This is a genomic window from Pollutimonas bauzanensis (assembly GCF_040393045.1).
Taxonomy (GTDB): domain Bacteria; phylum Pseudomonadota; class Gammaproteobacteria; order Burkholderiales; family Burkholderiaceae_B; genus Pollutimonas; species Pollutimonas bauzanensis_A.
Genome location: NZ_JBEBUX010000005.1, coordinates 42,886 through 66,285 on the forward strand (window position 1 = coordinate 42,886; position 23,400 = coordinate 66,285).

The 23,400-nt window shown below is 56.1% G+C and carries 21 protein-coding genes; 15 read left to right on the forward strand and 6 right to left on the reverse strand.

What is annotated here, in order from left to right:
* Positions 1 to 110: 110 nt before the first annotated feature.
* On the forward strand, positions 111 to 1,004 hold the full coding sequence (locus ABWO67_RS01610) for a LysR family transcriptional regulator (protein ID WP_353146613.1): 894 nt from the start codon (positions 111 to 113) through the stop codon (positions 1,002 to 1,004).
* On the opposite strand, the gene ABWO67_RS01615 is transcribed toward ABWO67_RS01610, so the two are convergent.
* Positions 991 to 1,815 (reverse strand): mechanosensitive ion channel family protein, encoded by an 825-nt coding sequence (locus ABWO67_RS01615; protein WP_353146615.1) that lies wholly within the window; start codon positions 1,813 to 1,815, stop codon positions 991 to 993. The genes ABWO67_RS01610 and ABWO67_RS01615 overlap by 14 nt on opposite strands.
* Positions 1,816 to 2,200: 385 nt before the next feature.
* Positions 2,201 to 2,347, reverse strand: a complete 147-nt coding sequence (locus tag ABWO67_RS01620; protein WP_353146617.1) for a lmo0937 family membrane protein — start codon at positions 2,345 to 2,347, stop codon at positions 2,201 to 2,203.
* Between the two features lie 173 nt (positions 2,348 to 2,520).
* Here ABWO67_RS01620 and ABWO67_RS01625 point away from each other — a divergent pair, with 173 nt between their 5' ends.
* From ABWO67_RS01625 to cysG, 13 genes are all read left to right on the forward strand, one after another.
* Entirely contained in the window at positions 2,521 to 2,994 is a 474-nt protein-coding gene (locus tag ABWO67_RS01625; RefSeq protein WP_353146619.1) for a PRC-barrel domain-containing protein, read from the forward strand.
* A 10-nt stretch (positions 2,995 to 3,004) separates the two neighbouring features.
* The gene (locus ABWO67_RS01630; protein ID WP_353146621.1) at positions 3,005 to 4,132 is read left to right on the forward strand and encodes a DUF3182 family protein; all 1,128 of its coding nucleotides are present in this window, start codon (positions 3,005 to 3,007) and stop codon (positions 4,130 to 4,132) included.
* The gene (locus ABWO67_RS01635) at positions 4,122 to 4,880 is read left to right on the forward strand and encodes an alpha/beta hydrolase family protein (RefSeq protein ID WP_353146622.1); all 759 of its coding nucleotides are present in this window, start codon (positions 4,122 to 4,124) and stop codon (positions 4,878 to 4,880) included. Before ABWO67_RS01630 ends, ABWO67_RS01635 begins: the two co-directional genes overlap by 11 nt.
* Positions 4,881 to 4,944: 64 nt before the next feature.
* Positions 4,945 to 5,940 (forward strand): LLM class flavin-dependent oxidoreductase, encoded by a 996-nt coding sequence (locus ABWO67_RS01640; RefSeq protein WP_353146624.1) that lies wholly within the window; start codon positions 4,945 to 4,947, stop codon positions 5,938 to 5,940.
* A 94-nt stretch (positions 5,941 to 6,034) separates the two neighbouring features.
* Complete coding sequence (locus tag ABWO67_RS01645; protein WP_353146653.1) at positions 6,035 to 6,790, forward strand: YggS family pyridoxal phosphate-dependent enzyme; 756 nt, start codon at positions 6,035 to 6,037, stop codon at positions 6,788 to 6,790.
* Between the two features lie 59 nt (positions 6,791 to 6,849).
* Positions 6,850 to 7,800 carry a helix-turn-helix domain-containing protein gene (locus tag ABWO67_RS01650; RefSeq protein ID WP_353146625.1) on the forward strand — a complete coding sequence of 317 codons (951 nt, stop codon included), beginning with the start codon at positions 6,850 to 6,852 and terminating at the stop codon, positions 7,798 to 7,800.
* 133 nt (positions 7,801 to 7,933) lie between these two features.
* Positions 7,934 to 8,656 (forward strand): fumarylacetoacetate hydrolase family protein, encoded by a 723-nt coding sequence (locus ABWO67_RS01655; protein WP_353146627.1) that lies wholly within the window; start codon positions 7,934 to 7,936, stop codon positions 8,654 to 8,656.
* A 31-nt stretch (positions 8,657 to 8,687) separates the two neighbouring features.
* Positions 8,688 to 9,668: a Bug family tripartite tricarboxylate transporter substrate binding protein gene (locus ABWO67_RS01660; protein WP_353146629.1), complete on the forward strand. Its 981-nt coding sequence runs from the start codon at positions 8,688 to 8,690 to the stop codon at positions 9,666 to 9,668.
* A gap of 149 nt (positions 9,669 to 9,817) precedes the next feature.
* Positions 9,818 to 12,460: a DNA mismatch repair protein MutS gene (gene mutS / locus ABWO67_RS01665; protein ID WP_353146630.1), complete on the forward strand. Its 2,643-nt coding sequence runs from the start codon at positions 9,818 to 9,820 to the stop codon at positions 12,458 to 12,460.
* Positions 12,457 to 13,641, forward strand: coding sequence for a JmjC domain-containing protein (locus tag ABWO67_RS01670; protein WP_353146632.1), 1,185 nt, complete (start codon positions 12,457 to 12,459; stop codon positions 13,639 to 13,641). The genes mutS and ABWO67_RS01670 overlap by 4 nt, the downstream gene beginning before the upstream one ends.
* Positions 13,642 to 13,830: 189 nt before the next feature.
* On the forward strand, positions 13,831 to 15,624 hold the full coding sequence (locus ABWO67_RS01675) for an assimilatory sulfite reductase (NADPH) flavoprotein subunit (protein ID WP_353146634.1): 1,794 nt from the start codon (positions 13,831 to 13,833) through the stop codon (positions 15,622 to 15,624).
* Between the two features lie 11 nt (positions 15,625 to 15,635).
* Entirely contained in the window at positions 15,636 to 17,336 is a 1,701-nt protein-coding gene (gene cysI, locus ABWO67_RS01680) for an assimilatory sulfite reductase (NADPH) hemoprotein subunit (RefSeq protein WP_353146636.1), read from the forward strand.
* A gap of 5 nt (positions 17,337 to 17,341) precedes the next feature.
* Positions 17,342 to 18,775 (forward strand): siroheme synthase CysG, encoded by a 1,434-nt coding sequence (gene cysG / locus ABWO67_RS01685; protein ID WP_353146638.1) that lies wholly within the window; start codon positions 17,342 to 17,344, stop codon positions 18,773 to 18,775.
* Here cysG and bamC read toward each other — a convergent pair.
* From bamC to ABWO67_RS01705, 4 genes are all read right to left on the reverse strand, one after another.
* The gene (gene bamC, locus ABWO67_RS01690) at positions 18,741 to 19,859 is read right to left on the reverse strand and encodes an NlpB/DapX family lipoprotein (protein WP_502929945.1); all 1,119 of its coding nucleotides are present in this window, start codon (positions 19,857 to 19,859) and stop codon (positions 18,741 to 18,743) included. The genes cysG and bamC overlap by 35 nt on opposite strands.
* 15 nt (positions 19,860 to 19,874) lie before the next feature.
* Positions 19,875 to 20,777, reverse strand: a complete 903-nt coding sequence (gene dapA / locus ABWO67_RS01695) for a 4-hydroxy-tetrahydrodipicolinate synthase (RefSeq protein ID WP_353146642.1) — start codon at positions 20,775 to 20,777, stop codon at positions 19,875 to 19,877.
* Positions 20,778 to 20,859: 82 nt separating this feature from the next.
* Complete coding sequence (locus tag ABWO67_RS01700; RefSeq protein ID WP_353146643.1) at positions 20,860 to 21,510, reverse strand: site-2 protease family protein; 651 nt, start codon at positions 21,508 to 21,510, stop codon at positions 20,860 to 20,862.
* Positions 21,511 to 21,589: 79 nt separating this feature from the next.
* Positions 21,590 to 22,216 carry an L-threonylcarbamoyladenylate synthase gene (locus tag ABWO67_RS01705; RefSeq protein WP_353146645.1) on the reverse strand — a complete coding sequence of 209 codons (627 nt, stop codon included), beginning with the start codon at positions 22,214 to 22,216 and terminating at the stop codon, positions 21,590 to 21,592.
* Between the two features lie 140 nt (positions 22,217 to 22,356).
* Here ABWO67_RS01705 and ypfJ point away from each other — a divergent pair, with 140 nt between their 5' ends.
* Positions 22,357 to 23,217, forward strand: a complete 861-nt coding sequence (ypfJ, locus tag ABWO67_RS01710) for a KPN_02809 family neutral zinc metallopeptidase (RefSeq protein WP_353146647.1) — start codon at positions 22,357 to 22,359, stop codon at positions 23,215 to 23,217.
* The last annotated feature ends 183 nt before the right edge of the window (positions 23,218 to 23,400 follow it).

Genomic DNA, 23,400 nt, shown 5'->3' on the forward strand with positions numbered 1-23,400 from the left:
GAGGCTTGAAGTCAGTATATAAACGCGACTATGCAATGTCTAATATATAATTAATCTAATAACGATACACAAAATATATAGATAAATATGCACGAAACAGGGATGCAACAATGGATACCCATCGCCTTCATTGCTTTGTGACTGTTGTGGAAGTCGGCAATCTTTCCAAAGCGGCCGCCAAGTTGCACATGACGCAGCCTCCCCTCAGCATTCTGATACGCAAACTGGAAACTGAGCTCAAGGTCACGCTCTTTGATCGCATCAGCAATCGTCTGGTGCTGACCGCAACTGGGCAGCTTTTCTACCGGCGCGCCAAAGAACTGCTTGCATCTATGCAGGCGCTCACCAGGGAGCTGCAGGAAAGCGACAACGGATTGCGCGGCACGGTCGCGGTGGGTTGCTCCACCGCCGCCAGTCTGTTCATTATTCCAAAGGTCATAGAGCAGATACAGGCCCAAGGGCTGGATATAAGTGTCCAGGTGCACGAAGGCGCAACCCCGCATCTGGTTGAGCAGCTGCGCAATCAACGTCTGGATGTCGGTATCTGCCGTACGGAGTACAAGGCCGAAGATCTGCAGACCATGACGCTTTATACCGAGCCCTTGCTTCTGGCTCTGCCTGCCAGTCATCCGCTTCTGGCGAAGCAACAGATTCTTCTGCAGGATCTGAAAGACGAGCGCTTCCTCATGCATGTGTCGCCTTTAGGGCGAGGCATTTCGGATCTGCTTATTGAGTCATGCCAACTCAGCGGCTTTTCGCCGCAGGTGATCTATTGGGGAATAGAAACCTTGCCTATGCTGCTTATGGCGGGAAAGGGGCTGGGCATCACCTTCGCTCCAAAAAGCTTTGCACAGCTTCCCTTCCGGAATCCCCTGAAATTCGTGGAGATCAAGCAACCAAAACTCGAAACACGGCTCAGCCTTATCACGCAAAAAAATCGGGTTCAATCGGCTGTTGCCCGGCGGTTCCTCGAGATCACGACGCAGGTCATCAATCAGTTGTAGCCGCCTGCACCACGCGCAAAGGAATCGGTGGATTCAAGCCCGCGCGACCAAGCATCGCCACGGCATTGCGATACAAATCAAAACGCAGATCCCAATAGCGGGCGGAATCGACCCAGACCCGCATATTGATGATGATGGTGCTTTCGCGGTATTCCGTCACCATGACTTCGGGCGCCGGATCTTTCAAGACGAACTCATGGCCCTCGATAAGATTTCGCAATTCCCCCAAGGCCAATTCGATATCGTCGCCGTAGCGCACACCGACTTCCACATCCAGACGACGTGTGGCGTTGCGGCTGTAATTGATAATGGGGTTGCCCCAGACCAGGCTATTGGGCAAGGAAAGATGCACACCATCAAACTGAATAAGGCGCGTCAGGAAAAGCCCGACTTCGGCCACCGTGCCATCGCCCTTGCCCACCACCGAAATATATTCGCCCGCACGCAAGGGACGCAAGGCCAGCAGCATGATGCCCGCCGCTATGTTCTGCAGCGTGCCTTGCAAAGCCAGGCCGACAGCCAAGCCAGCCGCGCCAAGCACGGCAATAATACTGGCCGTCTGCACCCCAAAACGGGCGAGCACTGCCACAATTACAAAAATACGTATCGCCCACACCGTAACGGTGTAGACCATGGGCACAATTGTGGGATCTATTTTCGTGGAACGCGCCGCCAGCTTTCGCACCGAGCGGCCCACAAACGAGGATACTGCCCAGCCAATTATCAGGATCAGGATTGTGAAGAGCACATTCAGCGCAAAGTATTCGATGCCCGGCATCGTTGCAGCAAAATCCTTGACTTGATCGAACATATTCTTCCTATAAAAGCGTTGAAAATAACACCCGCACACCATACACCAGTTATCCACGGCAATTGTGGATAAGCTGGAGGACAACTTGGGCACTACTGAAACAAGACCTTTTATATCAAGCCACTATACAAGCTGGATGAAAATGGTCCAAAGCGCGGGACTTGTAATAATTGTATGGGTTTTACGCAAAAATAGCCGGTCGATATACCCACAAATCCAAGTTATTCACACGATAAAGCCAGCGGCAGCGGCCAGGGCAAAGTTATCCACGCCTAATGTGGATAAGCGCAGGGAAAACTCTTTGATTACATGAAATAACTATGTAATAACAAAGACTTGCGATCCTTGCTCGATAACTGGCCATCTGCTTTCACATACTTGACCCCTACGGCGTCCGCCCACTAATCAGGCGTACCAGAACCATGATGATCGCCACCACTATCAATATGTGAATAAAGCCTCCCACGGTATAGGAGGTCACGATTCCCAATAGCCACAAGACAATAAGAACGACTGCAATCGTATAAAGCATAGGCTTACCCTTCTTGAAGTTTTTAATTTACGCTTCCGCAGCGAATTGCTGTTCGCCGAAGATAGGCGATGCTTTTTTCAGCAAACAACGTGCCACAAGACAGGCTGCTTGCTGTCGGCACGCCGCTTGCTACATCCCAAGAGACCCCTTTTGGTCGTTTTCAAGGAGATCATATGAAAAAGCTATTCGCAATCGCAGCCTGCTCCGTCCCCCTTCTCATAGCGCCTTCCGTCTTCGCGCAAACGACGCCCGCGCCCGGTGCCGACCCCACAACTCCCAAGAGTGATGGAGGTACTGCTCCAGCTACCCCACCAATGGGCACGCCCCCAGCCGCGCCGGCTCCTAGCACGTCCGACAGCGCGGCAATGACGGAAGCCGTCACCGGCGTGAGTGTGAAAAGCGCCATCATGGGCAAAACCGTGTACAACGAGAAGGACGAGAAGGTCGGCGAAGTTACCGATGTGGTACTCGCTTCGGATGGCAAGGCAGCCTTTTTCATTATTGGAGCGGGCGGCTTTCTTGGCTTGGGCTCGCACGATGTAGCGATTCCGTTCGATAAGGTCACACAATCGAACGACAAACTGCTGCTGCAAGGCTATACCAAAGACCAGCTGAAAGCGCTGCCCCAGGTAAAGGTCGAAAAATAGCGGCGGCGCGATGAACGCCCTGCCGAGCTCGCCTGGCAAAGGCCAAGGCACTGTAGTGGTGTATCCGGCTCGCGAAAATGAACCTGAGCACGAAAAACAGGTGCATTTCGGACTGGGCAGACGTATTGCCCAACTACTCGGCCTGCAATTCGGTGGCCAGTACGAGCCGGAGCGCCGCTACCCCGGCCGCCTGTATTTCATTCCTAGCGACACTCTTATCGGCATGGAATTTGCGCGCGGCCTGGGCATAGCATCGGAGGATGACCTCTTTGGCGGGGTCGCCTCTCATCCATTCATTCCGACCAAGGCCATAAGCCACGCTTTGTTGAGTCCCGATGCCGTTGCGCCGGCCGGATGGTCATCCGAATTCGGCCGCTTGGTCCAGGAAGCCGTTCTGCAAGGTTTTACCAGCTTCAGCCTGGACGATGCTCATGAAGCGGGCAAGCGCCTGCTTCAATACGGACCTTTGCGAATCAAGCCTGTCCATGCCACCGCTGGCCGCGGTCAGGTTCTTGTGTCCGACCTGGACGAACTTGCCCTCGCATTGAAAGCGCTGCCGACGGATCGCCTTGCCGACTGCGGCGTAGTATTGGAAGAGCATCTTGAAGAGGTGAAAACCTATAGCGTCGGACAGGTGCGCCTGGCAAAGCTCGTCGCGAGCTATGTAGGCACCCAACACCTTACCCCCGATAATCATGGGGAAATGGTGTATGGCGGATCCGATCTTATCGTGGCGCGGGGAGGTTTCGACGCATTGCTCGAAGCGAACCTGCCGCTGGACTTCCAGACCGCTATCGCAAAGGCGCGGCTTTACGACCAGGCAGCATCGCAGTGCTTCACGGGATTCTTTGCCTCACGACGCAACTACGATGTGGCAAGCGGACTGGACAGCCAAGGTAAGCAGCACTATGGCGTACTTGAACAATCCTGGCGAACCGGCGGGGCCAGCAGTGCGGAGATCGCCGCTCTTGAAACCTTTCACGCCCAAAACCAGACTCAGTTTGTGCGCGCCCGAACTTTGGAGATTTTCGGCCAGCAATCACAACCCCCTTCGCATGCCGTAGAAACATTCCACGGGGAGGACAAGGATCTTGGCCTGATCCGCAAATATGTAATGGTGGAACCCTATGGGAACTAGCAGTACTGCTGTGGAAATCGTTGTAGAAGATGAACACATTGCCGGCACCTTCCTGGCGCCGCGATCCCGGGTGCCCGGCGTACTCTTCGTCCACGGATGGGGCGGCAGCCAGGAACGCGACCTGGACCGCGCCCGTGGCATTGCAGGGCTGGGATGCGTGTGCCTTACCTTTGACTTGCGCGGCCACGAAAAAGGTTCGGCCCGCCAACAAACCGTCACGCGGGACGAGAACCTGCGCGACATCATCGCTGCTTATGACCGCCTGGTACAACACCCCGCGATCGACACGTCGTGCATTGCCGTGGTCAGCACCAGTTATGGCGGCTACCTGTCGACCATACTGACAACACTACGGCCCGTAAAGTGGCTATCGCTACGTGTTCCATCGCTGTATCGGGACGCAGAATGGACAGTACCCAAGCGCCAACTGAATCGTGAAGATCTAGCCGTTTACCGCGGCGCGCCCATCACACCTGAAGAAAATCGGGCACTGGCGGCGTGCGCCGCCTTCACTGGCGATGTGCTGATCGTCGAGTCGGAGCATGACCATCTCGTCCCCCATGCCACCATCATGAGCTACCGTGCGGCATTTCGTAACTCGCACTCCCTGACACACCGGGTCGTGGATGGCGCCGACCACGCACTTAGCCAAAAGGCCAGCCAGCAGGCATACACATCCATCCTGGTCAGTTGGGTAACGGAGATGGTCATCGGTGCTCGCATGGGTACCAAGTCAGAAGTCGCTTAAGATTAAGATTAAGAGATTCATTTTTCACCATTGATTTCTTCCCGCCGGCCCCCATGTGCATTAAATGACTCCATTTTCCATACTCGACCTTTCCCCCATTACCGAAGGCAGCGACGCCGCCACGTCTTTCCGTCACACGCTGGATATTGCGCAGCATGGCGAACGCTGGGGCTATAACCGCTACTGGATGGCAGAACACCACGGTATGCCGGGCATTGCCAGCGCTGCCACCTCCATACTGATCGGGCATGTCGCCGCGGGCACGTCCACAATACGGGTGGGCGCCGGCGGCATCATGTTGCCGAATCACTCTCCACTGGTCATTGCGGAACAGTTCGGGACACTGGAGTCGCTCTTTCCCGGCCGCATCGACCTGGGTCTGGGCCGCGCGCCCGGCTCCGACCAAACCACGGCGCGCGCCTTGCGCCGCAACCTGTCGTCGGATGCCGACGAGTTCCCCCGCGACGTCGTCGAGCTCATGGACTATTTCTCGGCCGAACCCCGGCAAGCCGTCCGTGCCATTCCGGGTACCGGCCTGAATGTGCCCATCTGGATACTCGGCTCCAGTCTGTTTGGCGCTCAACTGGCCGCCGCGCTTGGGCTGCCCTATGCTTTCGCATCCCATTTCGCGCCACAGCAAATGATGCAGGCTATCCAGCTATACCGAAGCACCTTTCAGCCCTCGGAACACTTGCAAAAACCTTACGTCATGCTCGGGTTCAATGTATTTGCCGCCGACACCGATGACGAGGCGCAATTCCTGGCTACATCATGGCAACAATCCTTCGTCAACCTTCGCAGCGGCCGCCCTTCGCGCCTGCCTCCTCCCGTGAAAGGCTACCTGGACCAACTAGGGCCCCAGGCGCAGCAACTGCTTGACCACGTGCTTTCATGCTCCGCCATCGGTGCGCCAGATTCCGTGTCTTCCCAGCTCAAAGCCTTCCTTGACAAGACAGGCGCCGATGAACTCATGATCACATCGAATATGTTCGATCATGCCGCACGGTTGCGCTCATACGAAATCACTGCCCAGGTACATCAGGCCCTGATGTCGCATTAATCGGCAGCAGCCTGGCGAGGCGTCTACAATAGTAGACGCCGTTTTTCGCCGCCCCGGCCTATAGAGCGGCGATTGCTTCGTGAGTACGCCAACTATGACAGAAGAAAGCTCCATCGCCTCCCGCCTTGCCCAAGTCCAGAGCAGGATAAGCGACGCCGCCGTGCGGGCCGGACGCATGCCCGACTCAGTCAACCTCCTGCCCGTCAGCAAGACATTCGGCGAAGAAGCTATACGGGAGGCCGTGCGACTTGGCGTACGCCGCTTTGGTGAAAACAAGGCGCAAGAAATCCGCAGCAAGTACGAACCCTTGGCCGACTGTGGCATTGATTGGGTAATGATAGGCCACCTCCAGACCAATAAAGCCAAGGATATTGCGCGCATGGCATCTGAAGTGCAGTCCCTGGACCGCATGGAACTGGCCATCGCCCTGGACCGACGGCTGCAACAGGAAGGGCGTGCCATAGACGTTCTGGTACAAGTAAAGACATCGACCGAGCCCAGCAAATACGGCTTGCCGCCAGAAGAGCTGAATACATTCCTGCGCCGCCTGTCGCAGGAAACACCCACCTTGCGTGTACAGGGTCTGATGACTCTTGCTATCAATGTGCCAAGCCAGGAGGCTGTGCGCGCGTGTTTCCGTAGCCTGCGCGAATTGCGTGACCAGGCGCAAAACGAGGCGATCGAAGGCATAGCCCTGAGCCGTTTATCCATGGGTATGAGCGGCGACTTTGAAATCGCCATTGAAGAAGGCTCTACGGAAGTGCGTATCGGCACGGCCATTTTCGGCGGCCGCATTTACGGCGACGATTACTACTGGCCTGAAGATAAGCAAGCCCAAACACCGGATTAAGACAATTTGAGCACGCTCCCCGAAACCATCTGCGTGTAGAGCGTGGCGCCCCTATGGTCATGAACCGCGCTCCATCTGCCCCCCCGATAACGGTTGCCCGAAAGCCCAATACGCCATTGAGCAACTACAAAATGTCGGACCGCTCCGAACATGACGACTTCGGCATCCGGGACGAACGCTCCGCGTTGCCCAACCTTGCTGCGCACCGACATGAATACTTCCAAATCCATGTGCAGCTGGAAGGCACAACCCAGCACGACATAGGCAATGTGCGCAGGATCGTGGAACCGGGCACCGTGTGCTTTATCCTTCCCTTCAAGGCTCACTTCATTCCCACTGTCGCCAACAGCCGCTATTACATCTTAAATGCGGGACTCAGCTATCTGCTGCCTTCGCTGGATGTCGACATATCGAATCTCGAAGACACACCCATTGAGCGCGCACCCGAACTGGCACCGTTTTGCTTTCAAGAGCAACTCGACTTCAAGCTTGACGGGCCCGCGTTCGCCCAGATTGAAGCGTTGTGCCGTGACATCGCTGCAGAAGATGCGCGCCGGGGCAATGGCTCGGCCATCCTGATACGCGCATATCTGCTGCAGCTAATAGGAATCGTCTGGCGTCAGCATGGCGAAGACCTCGCAGCGCTTGCGGCAATGCCGGTCTCGGGTCTGGGACGCAAGCAGGCGCTGACGCGGCTGCTCGCATTCCTGAAAGATCGGCTGCATGAGCCGATCTCATTGACGCAGGCTGCATCCGCCATTCACCTATCGCCGGCGTACCTCACACGTTTACTCAAACGCGAAACCGGACAGACGTTCGTCCAGTACCTTACCGCTCGCCGCATATCCCTAGCGCGAGAACTGCTCCTGCATACCAACCTTTCGATCAAGGAAATTGCTTCGCGTTGCGGGTTCATGGATGAGGCCTATTTTGGCAGGCGGTTCCGTTTATACGAGAAGACCAGCCCTACCGCTTTTCGCCGCGGACTGCAGAAAGCCGAACTCAAATAATCAACAACTGGCGTATGCGCAAATTTGTCCGGCTTTAGGGCAAGTTATCCTCTAACGGCCACCTCGTCCTTTCGTGCACCATGACGTATACCCTGCACCGCTTCCCAGTGCAGGCAAAATCGAAAGGATATTTATGAATCAGTCTGCCGTTGCGCAAGGCGATATCGCCGCGTTGCCGCTCCCTATCGTGTCGCCGGCAACCGTACAGGTCGTCGGACGTGAACAGCCGTTCACCGTACGCCGTGTGTACTGCGTCGGTCGCAACTATATCGAGCACATCCGCGAAATGAAGGAAGGCGATGAACGCGACCCTCCCTTCTTCTTCCAAAAACCCACAGATTCCGTCGTGATCGACGGACAGGTGCCTTACCCGTTACTAACCGAGGACTTCCAGTTCGAGTTGGAGCTTGTCGTGGCAATCGGGCGCACACCCGACGCCGACCTTCAAGATCCCCTTGCTTCGGTATTGGGCTACGCCGTGGGCCTGGACATGACGCGGCGCGACCGTCAACGTGAGGCGTTTCGTGAGGGACGGCCATGGGAGGTGGGTAAATCATTCGATTGGTCAGCACCTTGCGGGGTGATCATGCCAGTAGAAACAGGGGGGCATGTACTCGAAGGCCCCCTAACCCTGGACGTCAACGGCGAACCGGCCCAACAGTCAGTACTCGAAAAAATGATCTGGAATGTCCCCGAAATCATTGTGCAACTGTCGCGCCAATATCGATTGATGCCAGGGGATCTGATCTACACAGGAACACCTGCCGGTGTTGGCGCCGTACAGGTAGGGGATAAATTGCGAGGGCGCATTGCCGACCTTCCGGAACTGAACGTGACGATTATCGAAACACGTTAATCCATACACCATCACCCAAAGGAGAGACAAAATGAAAAAACGGACATTTCTTAACACGCTTGTATCTGCTTTACTGTTCAGTGGGCTCATCGGCAGCGCACAGGCAGCCACCGATTATCCTTCGCGCCCGGTCACGATCATCGTGCCCTTTGCCGCAGGCGGAGCCAGCGATCTATTAGCTCGGCAATTGGGCAAACAGCTCTCAATGAAATTAGGCCAGCCCTTTGTCATCGAGAACCGCGCCGGTGCCGGCGGTACTGTCGGAGCACGTTTGGCGAGCAGGGCCACCCCTGACGGCTATACGCTCGTGATGGGAACCAACGCATCGCACGCCATTGCCGCAACCACCCATCGCAACCTCAGCTACGACCCGCTAAAAGATTTCGACGCGATTTCTCTCGTGGCCAATGTGCCACAGGTCATGGTCGTTCATCCATCAGTACCAGTGTCTAACATCCCCGAACTGATCGAATATGCCAAGAGCAATCAAGGGCAATTGAATTTCAGTTCTGCAGGCATCGGCACGCCCGGGCACCTTGGCATGGAACTGTTCAAAATGCTGACTGGGGTCGAGATGGAACACGTGCCATTTCAAGGCGGAAATCCTGCACTGATCGCAGTGACGGGTGGTCAAGTCCAAGTGCTGGCTGACAATGTCAGTTCTGCATTGCCACAAGTGAAAGCTGGCAAAGTGAGGCCGATCGGCGTCACATCTGCCCACCGTTCAACGGCGCTACCGGATATACCAACCATTGCAGAGCAAGGGGTAACCGGCTTCGAATCAGGATCATGGTTTGCGCTGTTTGCCCCGGCCGGCACGCCTCCCGAAATTATCAGCAAACTCAATGCTGAGGTGGGATTGGCTCTTAAAGATCCTGTTTCACACGAGACATTGTCGGCACAAGGGGCTGAACCCGCACCCGGCACCTCCGATGAACTACGTGAACTCATTCGAGACGATATAAAAAAGTGGAGCGGCGTCGTCCAACGCATTGGCCTACAAGTGGACTGAGGAAGCCATAAAGTAAAAGCCCTGGCGGGCGCGCGCACTGCATGCCCGCCCAGGATCCGCCAAGTGTTCATTTCTGGAGTGCCGCCGACCGAATACTGGTAGTCCACTACAATAGGAGTCCTTGCAGACCGACAATATATTGATCGTTAATGGAAAGACCAGATATCAGCACACACACACCGATGATGCAGCAGTATCTTCGCCTAAAAGAAGAAGCAGGTTCGCACCTGCTGTTCTACCGCATGGGCGATTTTTACGAAATGTTCTACAGCGATGCCGAACGCGGCGCGCGCGTGCTCAACCTGACGCTGACCAAGCGCGGTACATCCAACGGTGCACCCATCCCCATGGCTGGCGTGCCTTTCCACGCGATGGAAGGCTATCTGGCTCGGTTGGTTGCACAAGGTATATCGGTCGCCATATGTGAACAGGTCGGCGATCCGGCAACCAGCAAGGGACCGGTAGAGCGCAAGATCATGCGCATCGTGACGCCGGGCACACTGACCGACGAAGCGTTGTTGCCCACCAAGGCGGATCGCATGATCGCCGCCATCTGGAACGGGAAGATCAACAGAACAGAGCGTACAGGCCTGGCATGGATGAACCTGGCCAATGGCGAATTCAAAGTCAGCGAATGTTCGCCCGACATGATGGAAACCGAGCTGCACCGCATCGGCCCGGCCGAGCTGGTATGCGCGGAAAGCAGCCGCATCGGCCATAACACGGGCATCGCCATAAGCGCCATCCCCGACTGGCATTTCGAAGCCGACGGCGCGCACGATGTACTGCAAAAGCATTTTGCGGTGGATTCCCTGGCGAGCTTTGGCTTGTCTGACTTGCCGGTGGCAAGTTGCGCGGCCGGCGCCCTGCTGCGATATGTCAGCCGCACGCAAACGCAATCTTTGTCGCACATCCAGACCATACGCGTCGACCACGCGGGCGGCTATGTCGTGCTGGATCCGGTTACCCGCAAAAACCTGGAACTGACCGAAACCATCAGCGGCGAAGATAGCCCTACGCTGTTTTCCACGCTGGATCATTGCGAAACCCCCATGGGTAGCCGGCTGCTGCGCCGGTGGCTGCACCATCCGCTGCGCGACAATGCGCCTGTCCTGGCACGCCAGCAAGTCATCTCTGTGTTGTTATCGCCGCCGCCCAGCGGACAAGCCTTTAATGCCGAAGCACCGCTGGATACCTTGCGTCAGATGCTGGACCGCTACCCCGACCTGGAACGCATCGCCACGCGTATTGCAATGCGTTCGGTTCGGCCGCGCGAACTGGCCAGCCTGCGTGAAGCTTTGGCGCTGTTGCCTGCGGTATCTGATCACTTAAAGCAATCCTTTCACGCTGAGTCGATTCTCGCTCCATTCATACAAGCCATCGATATCGACCCGAATATCGCGGGCCTGCTGCATCACGCTATCGATCCCGAACCTGCGTTAATGGTGCGCGAAGGCGGTGTGATTGCGCCTGGGTATGACGAAGAGCTGGACGAACTGCGGCGTCTTGCCAGCGACAGCGGTGAATTCCTGCTTGAGCTCGAAGCGCGCGAACGCCAGCGTACAGGCATTACCAACTTGCGTGTCGAGTTCAATCGAGTGCATGGGTTTTACATCGAAGTTTCACGCGGCCAGGCAGACAAAGTACCCGCCGATTACCGCCGGCGCCAAACACTGAAAAACGTCGAACGCTACATCACCCCTGAATTGAAAACCTGGGAAGACAAAGTATTGTCTGCCAAGGACCGCAGCCTGACACGTGAAAAATATCTGTTCGAAATTCTGCTTGATGAGTTCGCACTGTATGCGCCTGCACTTTCGCAATGTGCCTCTGCCCTGGCTGAAATCGATGCCCTCGCCGCGCTGGCCAAGCATGCCCAATTGAATAACTGGATTGCACCGCAACTATCCGACAACAATGAAATCATCATTGAAGCGGGTCGCCACCCCGTCGTCGAGCACAGCATCGAGCGGTTCACGCCCAACGACTGCGAACTGGGTCCGCAACGGCGCATGTTGCTGATCACCGGCCCCAATATGGGCGGCAAGTCCACCTACATGCGGCAGATAGCGCTGATTGCCTTGCTGGCCAGGACAGGCAGCTTTGTTCCCGCCAACACGGCCAGCGTTGGCCAGATCGACAGGATATTCACGCGTATCGGCGCTGCCGATGACTTGGCAGGCGGACGCTCCACCTTCATGATGGAAATGACAGAGGCCGCTGCGATCCTGTCTGCCAGCACGCCGCAAAGCCTGGTGCTGATGGATGAAATCGGCCGAGGCACATCCACCTATGATGGCTTGGCTTTAGCCTGGTCCATTGCTTATCGCCTGCTGACCCACAACCAGGCGCTTACTCTGTTTGCCACGCATTACTTTGAAATCACGCGCCTGCCCGCTGAAGCGCCGGCGGCGGCCAACGTCCATCTGGCCGCCGCTGAATCCCCCACCGGAATCGTGTTCCTGCACGAAGTCCAGGCAGGGCCGGCCAGCCGCAGCTATGGGATCCAAGTAGCGCAACGCGCCGGCATACCCGCTGCAGTAATCCGCCACGCCAGCAAGGAGCTATCGCGGCTAGAGGCCCAAGGTGCGCCTACTCCCCAATTGGATTTATTTTCGGCAGGCGCCGAGACAGAATCCGACACGATCGGCGATCTGTACCCGGATGCTGTCGATACCGACCAGGAAACCGAGTCGGCATTACAATCAGCGCTTGCCGCGATTGACCCCGACCAGCTCACGCCCCGTGAGGCTCTGGATGTGTTGTACCGTTTACGTAAAGAGCATTTATGAAGATCGATCAGCCCCTCACTTTGTTGGGCGGCATCTCGCCTCAGCACTTCATGCGCGAGTATTGGCAGCGCAAGCCTTTATTAATACGCCAGGCCATCCCGGGGTTCAAGCCATCGCTATCCATTGCCAACATCAAGCAACTGGTCAAGCGTGAAGAAGTCGAGTCGCGCCTAATATGGCAAGATGAAAACGGCTGGAACATGAAGACCGGCCCTTTCGATCGCCTCCCTGCCGCCAGCAAGCCAAACTGGTCGCTGTTGGCGCAAAGCGTAGACTTGCACGATGATGCGACCGCAGCGCTGATGCGGCAATTTCGCTTCATATCCGACGCGCGGCTGGACGATGCCATGATCAGCATTGCCACCGACGGTGGCGGCGTAGGCCCCCACTTCGACAGCTACGACGTTTTTTTGCTGCAAGCCCACGGCCAGCGACGCTGGCGCATCAGCCAGCAAGAAGACCTGACACTCGAACCCGGCCTGCCACTGAAAATTCTTCAAAACTTTCAAGCTGAAGAAGAGTTCGTGCTGGAACCCGGCGATATGCTGTACCTGCCTCCCCATGCCGCACACGACGGCGTGGCAATAGGCAATTGCATGACCATTTCCATCGGCTTTCGCGCACCCACCCTGGCTACACTGGCCTGTGGCATGCTGGAAACAGCCAACGACCAGATTCTCGCCAACCTCGGCGATCTTGGCGGCTTGTATGCCAATCCCGTCATTCCAGGCCCGTCGCTATCCGCGACATTCAAGGATCCGGACACAGACGCCACCACCACACCGGCTGCACTGCCTGATACCTTGCTCAAGGCAACGGTCGACGCCATCGCCAAAGTCAAATTCGACAAGCACTTGGCGACCCGCTTCCTGGGCCAATGGCTAACCGACCTGCCGGCCAATGCGTATTTCGAGCCCGGCAACGAAGACCTCGATTTAACGGTGGCAATGCCGACCACAGGCAAACTGGTACTGGATCGTTGCACCCGGCTGATGTATCGCGACAAGCAATTATTCATCAATGGCGAAGTCGCCCCTATCCCCGCATCATCCCGTTTGCGCCAATTGGCCGACGCACGCGAATTGCTGTGCGGAAGCGATAAGGCGACAAAACTGAAGCAAAAAGAGTTACGAATGTTGAATGAATGGCAGTTGGAAGGATGGCTGCACCATATCGACTAAAGCGCTAAAAAACCAAAAATCGAAATGAACGTAAGCACAAAATAAAAAAATATTGAGATAAAAGACTGAAATCCATATAACTCATTCACTGCATAAGCTTATAAGTAATTAAGAAATAAGAAGCTTATCGTTCGTCCCAGCCAGCAAGCTACTTAGAATGGTCCAATCCTGAACCATATTGAGTACGCAATGCTGGCACCTTCCTACTTGCCCGAATCCAAACACAAGCTGCTTACCGAGCTCACAGACGGCCTGGAATCCAATGCCTTAAGCTGGCTATCCGGATACTTCGCGGGCGTTGAACAAGGTAGACAAGGCCAGCGCAGCGCCCCGCCGGCCATCAGCGCGGTTGCGGCTCCCAGCACTGCCAAACAGCTGACCATCGTGTACGGCAGCCAAACCGGCAACGCCAAACGCATTGCCGAAACACTGGCGGAACGGATCACGACGCTAGGCCTGAACGCACGCCTGGTGCGCGCCGACCGATACACCACGCGCGAACTCAAAGACGAGCATCTGCTGTATATCGTCATGAGCACCCAGGGTGAGGGCGACCCGCCCGATGATTCCCTGGCCTTCGTCGAATTTCTGAACAGCCGCCGCGCACCCAAGCTTCCGCAGTTGAAATATGCCGTCCTTGGGTTGGGTGATTCAAGCTATCCATTGTTTTGCGGCATCGCCCAAACTATCGATACGCGGCTGGCAGAACTAGGCGCCCAACGGATCCATGATTTGGGTACGGCCGACCTGGACATTGAAACTGTTGCCCTGCCCTGGCAGGACGCCACAGTCGCGCTGGCTCAGAAAACACTGAAACAAGCCGATGTCCCTAGCGCCAGCGTCACGCCCCTGCATCCCAAAGCCGCCAAAGTTTCCCGCGACCAACCTTTTCTGGCCGAGTTGTTGCTGAATCAACCTGTCACAGGCCGTGGCAGCGATAAAGACGTGCGGCACCTTGAAATTTCGCTGGAAGGCAGCCAACTGAGCTACCAGCCAGGCGACGCGCTAGGTGTATGGCCTCGTCAATCGGCCGCGCTGGTTGACGCCATCATTGCCGAGTTGAAACTGGATGGGGACGAAGTCATAGAGATCAACAAGGTAACGCACAGCGTGAAAGAGTGGTTGACTCATCATCGCGAGCTGACCCAACTGACCAAGCCCTTCTTGATCGCCCATGCGGAACTGGCAGCCAGCGACGCCCTGAAAGCGCTATTACACGCTGATGCCATCGACACGCTGAAAGATTTCCTGGGATCACGGCAACTCATAGACGTGCTCAAAACCTATCCCGCCAAATGGACAGCGCCAAATTTGGTCAAGACGTTGCGGCCCTTGACCCCACGGATGTATTCCATTGCCTCTAGCCAGAGCACTGTCGAGTCCGAAGTCCACCTGACATTGGCCAATGTTGCCTACGAGTACGAAGGTGAAGACCGTTGGGGTGTAACGTCCAACTTCCTGAGCCAGCTTGCCGAGGGCGATAAATTACCCATTTTCATCGAAGAAAATACACGCTTCCGCTTGCCTGCCGACAACTCGCGCGACGTGATCATGGTCGGTCCAGGCACCGGAATAGCGCCATTTCGCGCCTTTGTCCAGGAACGCAGCGTCAACGACGCCACCGGCCGCAACTGGCTCTTCTTTGGCAATCCGCATTTTTCTTCCGATTTTTTATATCAAACCGAATGGCAACGCGCCTTGCAAGACGGCGATCTCAACCGGCTGGATCTCGCTTTTTCTCGCGACCAGGCCGACAAAGTCTACGTACAGCATAAATTGCTTGAGCAGGCCGCCGACGTATATGATTGGCTTCAAGGCGGTGCGCATCTGTATGTATGCGGCGACGCCACACGCATGGCCAAGGATGTACACCAGGCGCTGCTGCGCATTGCGCAAGACGAGGGCGGCCTGGATGAAACCCAGGCCAAGGAATGGCTGGATGATTTGGCTGCACAAGGCCGCTATGCCCGCGACGTTTACTAATCAGGATTTTCATGAGCACTACCCTCTCGCACCTTGAACAGGTCAAAGCAGATAGCCGCCATTTGCGCGGCACCATCGAAGCAGGCTTGAATGATCCTGTAACCGGCGCGATCAGCGACGACGACAACAAACTGCTTAAATTCCATGGCAGCTACCAGCAGGACGACCGCGATATCCGTGACGAACGGCGCAAGCAAAAGCTGGAGCCGGCCTACTCATTCATGATTCGCGCCCGCCTTCCCGGCGGCGTCATTACGCCTGCCCAATGGCTGGCCTTCGACGACCTGGCATCGACCTATGCGGGCCGGGGTTTGCGCATTACCACGCGGCAAACCTTCCAATGGCATGGCGTCATCAAGCGCGAACTGAAAGCCACGATGCAAGCCATACACAATGCCATGGCAACCACCATCGCCGCCTGTGGCGACGTCAATCGCCAGGTTGTCAGCTCCGTCAACCCCCTGCTTTCCAGCCAGCACAAGCTAGTGCAGGAATGGACCCAGAAGCTGTCTGACCATTTCATACCCCGTACCCGGGCTTATCACGAGATATGGCTCGACGGCGAAAAGATCACGGATGAGCCCGAAGAAGAGCCTATTTACGGCGACACCTACTTGCCCCGTAAATTCAAAATGGGCATCGCCATTCCCCCAACCAACGATGCTGACGTGTTTGCGCAGGATCTGGGCCTGATCGCCATTATCGAAAACGGTCTGTTGCAAGGCTTTAACGTCGCCATCGGCGGCGGCATGGGCGCCACGCACGGCGACGACACCACCTACGCCCGCCTGGGCAGCCTGATAGGGTTTGTTCCGCCAGAACAGCTTATTCGCGTAGCCGAAGGTGTCGTCACCTTGCAACGCGATTACGGAAATCGCGAACAACGCCAGCACGCCCGCCTGAAGTACACGCTGGATCATCGCGGCCTGGACTGGTTCAAGGCCCAGCTCGAAGAACGCATCGGCTTCACATTGCAGCCAGTACGCCCTTACCACTTCGACCAGAATGGCGACCGCTATGGCTGGTCCCAAGGCGAAGATGGCCAGTGGCATCTTGGCTTGTACATCGAGTCGGGAAGGCTGTGGGACCATGAAGGCAGCTTGCAACAAACCGGCGTGCGTGAAATTGCCAAGATACTTAAAGGCGAGTTCCGTCTAACCTGTAACCAGAATCTTGTCATCTCCAATGTTGCCACGGAAGACCGGGCTCAAATTGATGAATTGGTAGCCCGCTACGGCCTTGACGGCTATATCAATCAAAGCGGCATACGACGCCACAGCATTTCCTGTGTTGCCCTGCCCACTTGCGGCCTGGCCATGGCCGAAAGCGAACGCTACGCGCCCATTCTGCTGCCCAAGCTGGAAGCGCTGCTGGCTAAACACGGCTTAACCGACGCCCCTATTCTGCTGCGTCTTTCGGGATGTCCTAATGGCTGCTCTCGTCCCTATCTAGGGGAAATCGCCTTGGTGGGACGAGCTCTGGGCCGCTACGACCTGCGCCTGGGGGCTGACTTTACAGGCGAACGATTGAATATCTCGTATCGCGAAAATATTGCCGAACCAGAGATACTCAGCACGCTGGATGGCTTGTTTGATGCTTATGCCAAGAATCGCCAGACGGATGAAAAATTCGGAGACTATCTTGTACGCAGCAAAACCATACCTGCTCCGTCACAACGCCTGATACCTATTGTTCTTGATAGCGTCACCTGAATCCGATGCGATTATTTCCTTTATTTGCCGATCTTAAAGGCCGCCGTGTGCTCGTCGTAGGGGGCGGGGCCGTCGCCGAAAGAAAAGTAAAAAGCCTGCTGGCTTGCGGTGCTGCGGTAACCGTTGGCGCACCCGAAGCAACAACTGAACTGCAACAACTACATGAACAAGACGTCATTCAATTTATACCGAGGGGCTTTGAGCCCGACTGGCTGAATGACATCTGGCTAGTGGTAGCAGCCACCGACGATAAAGCCACTAACAGGCTGATTGCCGGGCTCGCTACTGAAAAGCGGCTGTTTATCAATGTCGTTGATGATCCCGAGCTTTCCACCTTTCAGGTACCGTCCATCGTAGACCGCTCCCCATTGACGATTGCCATATCATCATCGGGACATGCCCCCGTGCTGGCACGCCGTGTTCGCGAGCGCATCGAAACCCTGTTCGATCACTCTCTGGGACCGCTGGTAGCATTGGCCGCCAAATACCGCACTGCCATACGGCAATCACGGCCCAACATGCGAAGCCGCCGGGAATTCTATGACTGGCTGCTGGATGGTCCCGTAGCCGGCGCCTTGCGCCGACAACAACCTCTCCTTGCCGAGCAGTCGCTGGAAAAAGAACTCGCGCAAACGCCGACGCCAGCAAAGGGCAAGGTCGTCCTGGTGGGCGCAGGTCCGGGCGACCCGGGCTTGCTTACCTTGCATGCCTTGCGCGCCCTGAACGAAGCCGACATCATTCTTTACGATCGATTAGTCAGCCCCGAAATACGCGAACTGGCGCGTCGCGACGCCACTCAGATATGCGTCGGCAAAACACCGGGTGAGAATCACCACGCGACCCAGGAGCGCATCCACCAACTAATGCTTGAACACGCCAGCAAAGGTCTGTTTGTCGTCAGGCTCAAGGGCGGCGACGCTTTTGTATTCGGCCGCGGCGGTGAAGAACTGGAATTCTTGCGTCAGCACGAAATTGACTACGAAGTGGTACCCGGCATTACAGCCGCCATGGCCTGTGCCGCGTATGCGGGCATCCCCCTGACCCATCGTGATCACGCCCAGTCCGTACGATTGAGCACGGCGCACTTCAGCAAGGATACGACCCCCGAAGACTGGGCGGCCTTGGCTCGGGAAAAACAGACCTTGGCTTTCTATATGGGCATCAGCCAACTTGACTGGCTACCCGGCCGCCTGATCGCACACGGCCGCGCGGCCGACACGCCTTTCGCGCTAATAGAAAACGGCACTCGCATGAATCAGCGAGTACTGCATGGCAAACTGGATGAATTGGCGGTGCAGGCCAGGCAACATGATTTCAAGTCGCCGTCGCTGCTATTGATAGGTGAAGTGACTGCGCTGGCGCCAAAACTGCAATGGTTTGGCACCAGCATAGCCAGTCAGGAAGTTACTTCGCTTCCATGTGAGTCGACAGCACTGTAAGAATACGTTTGGCAGTGCCAGTATTCTGAACCTGGCCGTTCTGGTCAAGAACGGTCACAATCGAACCTGAACCTTGATCGGCAACATGAATGCGGTACGGTGTTGCCGCAGCCGTGTTTTTGCCACCGAACAAACGTCCGATAATGTTCTGCTGTTCGATTTTATCGCCCGAGTCGCTATCCAGATAACGAATGAAATAATCGCCAGAGGAACGATCGCGGTCATCAACAGCAAAACCAGCGCTATCAATTGCGACGCCTACGCGGCGCCATGCCCGGTCAAAAGATTCACCCAAAGTAATTGCAGCCTGCTGGTCATCAGACATTTGCGTGATCTGGGGCTGGTCGGCATCTTTTTCAGCCTGCGCCACCTTGTCTTGGGCAGTCTTGACATCAGTACCCAGGAAAACCATCAAGCGCGCCAGCATGGCAGCGTTCAGGCCCGGATCTTCTTTACCGAATATCCATTTGAATGCAGCGCCGTCCGGCGTGGGTGTTTCGACCATTTGCTGATGGCTGATATAGACTTCAGTCTTGCCATTGACGCGTTCGACTCGTGTCCGGAAACGCTCGCGCTCGCCGCTATCGAATACCTGATCGATAATGCTGCCCAGTGCGCTGCGAATCCAGCCTTCTGGAATCTTCGCGCGGTTTTCAGCCCAGTCGGTTTCCATCAGGCCTGTACGAGGGTCTTGCGAATGCAGTGTAAAACCTTGGTCACCCCAGAACTCGACTATTTTTGGATACACCGTGTCAGCGGGCTGGTCGACCACCAGCCAACGAATATCGCCATCACGCATGACCGATACACCGCTGGTTTCGGGAAGCACACCGCTACCCGTGGCGTTTTGCTGGGCCTGCTGGTTTTGCTGATACTGGCTTAATGTAGCCGTGCCTTCAGGGGCGCGGAAATGGGCGTCCCGGTTAGCTTGTGTGAGATCGGGAGGAATGCTTAACGGGTCACCCGCGACGGTACTTTTGTAGTCAACCGATTCTTCGCTGCCCATCAGTTGGTTCATGGCCGAGCAGCCCGACAACAGCAACACACTCAAGCTTAGTGTAAAGCCGACACAGCGTTTGTTCATACGCATATTTATCATTTAGATCAAGCCCACTTCTTTTAACGAGTTGCGCACCACGCTGTGATACTGCTCGTGCAGGGAGGTTAAAGGTAAGCGATAGCCCAGTTTGGTCAGGCCCATTTCGGCCACGGCCCATTTAACGGGTATCGGATTGGATTCGACAAACAGTACTTTATTTAATGTACCCAGTTTTGCATTAAGCTGACGCGTCAGGGCCACGTCGCCGTTTACGGCGGCAACGCACAATTCGTGCATAAGCCTGGGCGCAACGTTGGCCGTAACCGAAATATTGCCACGACCACCCAACAGCATTAACGCCGCCGCCGTGGCGTCGTCGCCGCTGACCACAGCGAAGCCGGCAGGCGCATCACGCACCAGCAAGGCACCGCGCGCGATATCGCCAGTGGCGTCTTTTACACCGATAATGCCAGGCACCTGGGCCAAGCGCAGGATCGTGTCGTTGGACATATCTGCAACCGTGCGGCCTGGCACGTTATACAACACAGAAGGCAAGTCAACCGCTTCGGCGATAGTGCGAAAGTGCTGGTACAGGCCTTCCTGGCTGGGTTTATTGTAATAGGGCACCACCGACAGCCCGGCCTGCGCGCCGACTGCCTTGGCATGTCGGGTAAGGTCTATGGCTTCGGCAGTGGAGTTCCCGCCAATACCCGCGATAACGGGCAAACGTCCAGCGGAGTGTTCGACAGCGACCTTGATCAGTTCTGCATGCTCTTCGACATCGACTGTGGGCGATTCGCCCGACGTGCCAACCACCACCAAAGCGTCAGTGCCCTCGGCTGCATGCCAATCGATCAGTTTTCGATAGGAGTCAAAGTCCAGGCTGCCATCGGGATGCATGGGTGTGACCAGGGCAACCATGCTGCCCTGAAGAATTGAAATCGCAGAATCCGCGTTTGCCATAATAGGAATGATCTCCTCGAACTCACCAAAATGGTGAACTTACCTAAATTAACCTACAAGTTTACCGGATAAGCGTTGGAGTTTATAAGAACCAATTAACAATTAACTGGCCGAACGCCAACAAAGGTTGCAGGACCGTCCAAAGAATCCCGGTCAACATCAGAATTATCAATATAACGATGCCATAAGGCTCGATCTTGGAATATTGCCACGCCATGCGATCCGGCAGCAGGCTGAATACAATGCGCCCGCCGTCCAGCGGTGGCAAAGGCACCAAATTCAAGGCCATCAGGATCAGGTTCACCTGTATGCCGGCTATGGTCATTTGCACCCAGAAGTCGCTGGATGTCGCCCCCGTTTCAGCCAGGATACGCAAACCTATCGCCCAGATAACGGCCATGACCAAGTTCGATGCGGGCCCAGCCAAAGCGACCCACAGCATGTCGCGTTTAGGACGACGCAGGCGGCTCCAGTCGACAGGCACCGGCTTGGCCCAGCCAAACAGCAAACCACCACCGCCCAGCAGCTTGGTGCTGAACAAGAGCACCAAGGGCACCACTATCGTGCCCATGGGGTCAATGTGGCGTATAGGATTCAGGCTGATACGCCCCGCTTGCCAGGCAGTAGGGTCGCCGAACATTCTAGCCACGTATCCGTGCGCTGCTTCATGCAAGGTAATCCCGAACAGGACCGGCAAAGCATAAATAGTAATAGCCTGTATCAGTGATTCCATAAGTTTCCGCGCAAATACTCACCCGCACCACGGGCAGGCCAATATGAAGTAAGGCCGTAAAACAGCAATATAGTTCGCTTTATGCCAGGCCAAGGGCGGAAAGATCGCCTTGGCCACGCCGCACGACTTCCGGCGCTTCGCCAGTCAGGTCGATAACAGTAGTAGGCTGAAGCGCGCATGCCCCGCCATCGATGACGGCGGTCAACTGGTTGGCGTAACGATCAAAAATGACTTGGGCATCGTTCAGCGGTTCGTCTTCATCTTCGGGGATCAAGGTGGTCGACATCAGGGGCGAACCAGCGGCTTCAATCAGGGCCAACGTCACACGGTGGTTGGGAACCCGTATGCCTATCGTCTTGCGCGACGGGTGCGATACCCGACGCGGAACCTCGCGCGTGGCTTCCAGAATAAATGTCCACGGACCAGGCGTCGCCATTTTCAGAAAACGATATTGCCGATTGTCCACACGGGCGAAATGACCGATTTCAGCGAGATCGCGGCACAACAAGGTAAGGTGATGACGATCGTCAAGGCCGCGCAGGCGGCGCAATGCGTCGGCAGCTGCCTTGTCATCAAGCCGCGCCACTATGGCATAGCTGGAATCGGTTGGCACCGCCACCAGGCCGCCATCGGCCAGCAACTGCCCTGCTTGCTTGAGCAAGCGGGGTTGGGGATTTTCTGGGTGGACGACAAAAATTTGGGCCATTTAACGTATCCTAACATTCTTGATGAGTGAGTTTAAGGTTCCGTACCGTCATAGGCAATAAAATTCAGCCAATACGTAGTACAACGAACCGGCCTTTATTAACCCCGGCAACACAACAAAACGCTCAAAGGAGCCTAGCCATGCGCCTGGATAATTCACGCGAAAGCAATAACATTGAAGATCGCCGGGGCCAAAGAATGACTGGCGCAAGGCGAGGCAAAGTTGGCCTTGGCGCCATCGTACTGGCCCTGGTCGCCATCTATTTTGGCGTCGACCCCAACGTGGTGCTGCAGAACATGGTCGAACCCACCGACACCGAAGCATCTTACAACGGCTCCGGCCCTACGGCCCAACCTACTGCCGAGACCCGCTTTGTATCGAAGGTGCTGGCCGATACCGAAGACGCCTGGGATGCGATATTCCAGCAACAAGGCTGGGGCGCCTATCAACAACCAAAGCTCGTCCTGTTCAGCGGCGCCACGCCAACGGCATGTGGAACCGGCCAGTCAGCCATGGGTCCCTTTTACTGCCCCGGCGATAGCAAGGTGTATCTCGACCTGAGCTTTTTTCAACAAATGGCGCAAGAACTGAAGTCACCCGGCGATTTTGCCCAAGCCTATGTCATTGCCCACGAAGTCGGCCATCATGTTCAACACTTAGCGGGGGTAACCACCCAGATCGACCAAATGCGCCGCCGGGTGAGTCCTGCAGAAGCCAACCAGTTGTCAGTCAAAGTCGAATTGCAAGCCGACTGCTTTGCAGGAGTCTGGGCAAAACATTCAGACACTCAGCGCGCCACACTCGAACAAGGCGACATTGAAGAAGCCCTGAACGCGGCCACCGCCATCGGCGATGACCGGCTGCAGCAGCAGTCTCAAGGCTATGTCGTGCCCGACTCCTTCACTCATGGCACCTCCGCTCAGCGCGTACGCTGGTTCACCCGCGGCTTTAAAAGCGGCGATCCCGCTCAATGCGATACCTTCAAAGCCACATCGCTATAGCCGCTACTATTATTGCGGCCTAGCCCCAGGGTTCGTGTAAATAGGCTGGCCGCCCTGCTGTGTACCCGTTGACGGCGCTGCAGGCGCGTAGCCTCCTGACGAGGGCATGTTGCTGGAAGGCATATTGGTGGAAGGCATATTGGTGGAAGGCTGGGTACCGGGCTGCGTATAAGCACCTGGCGT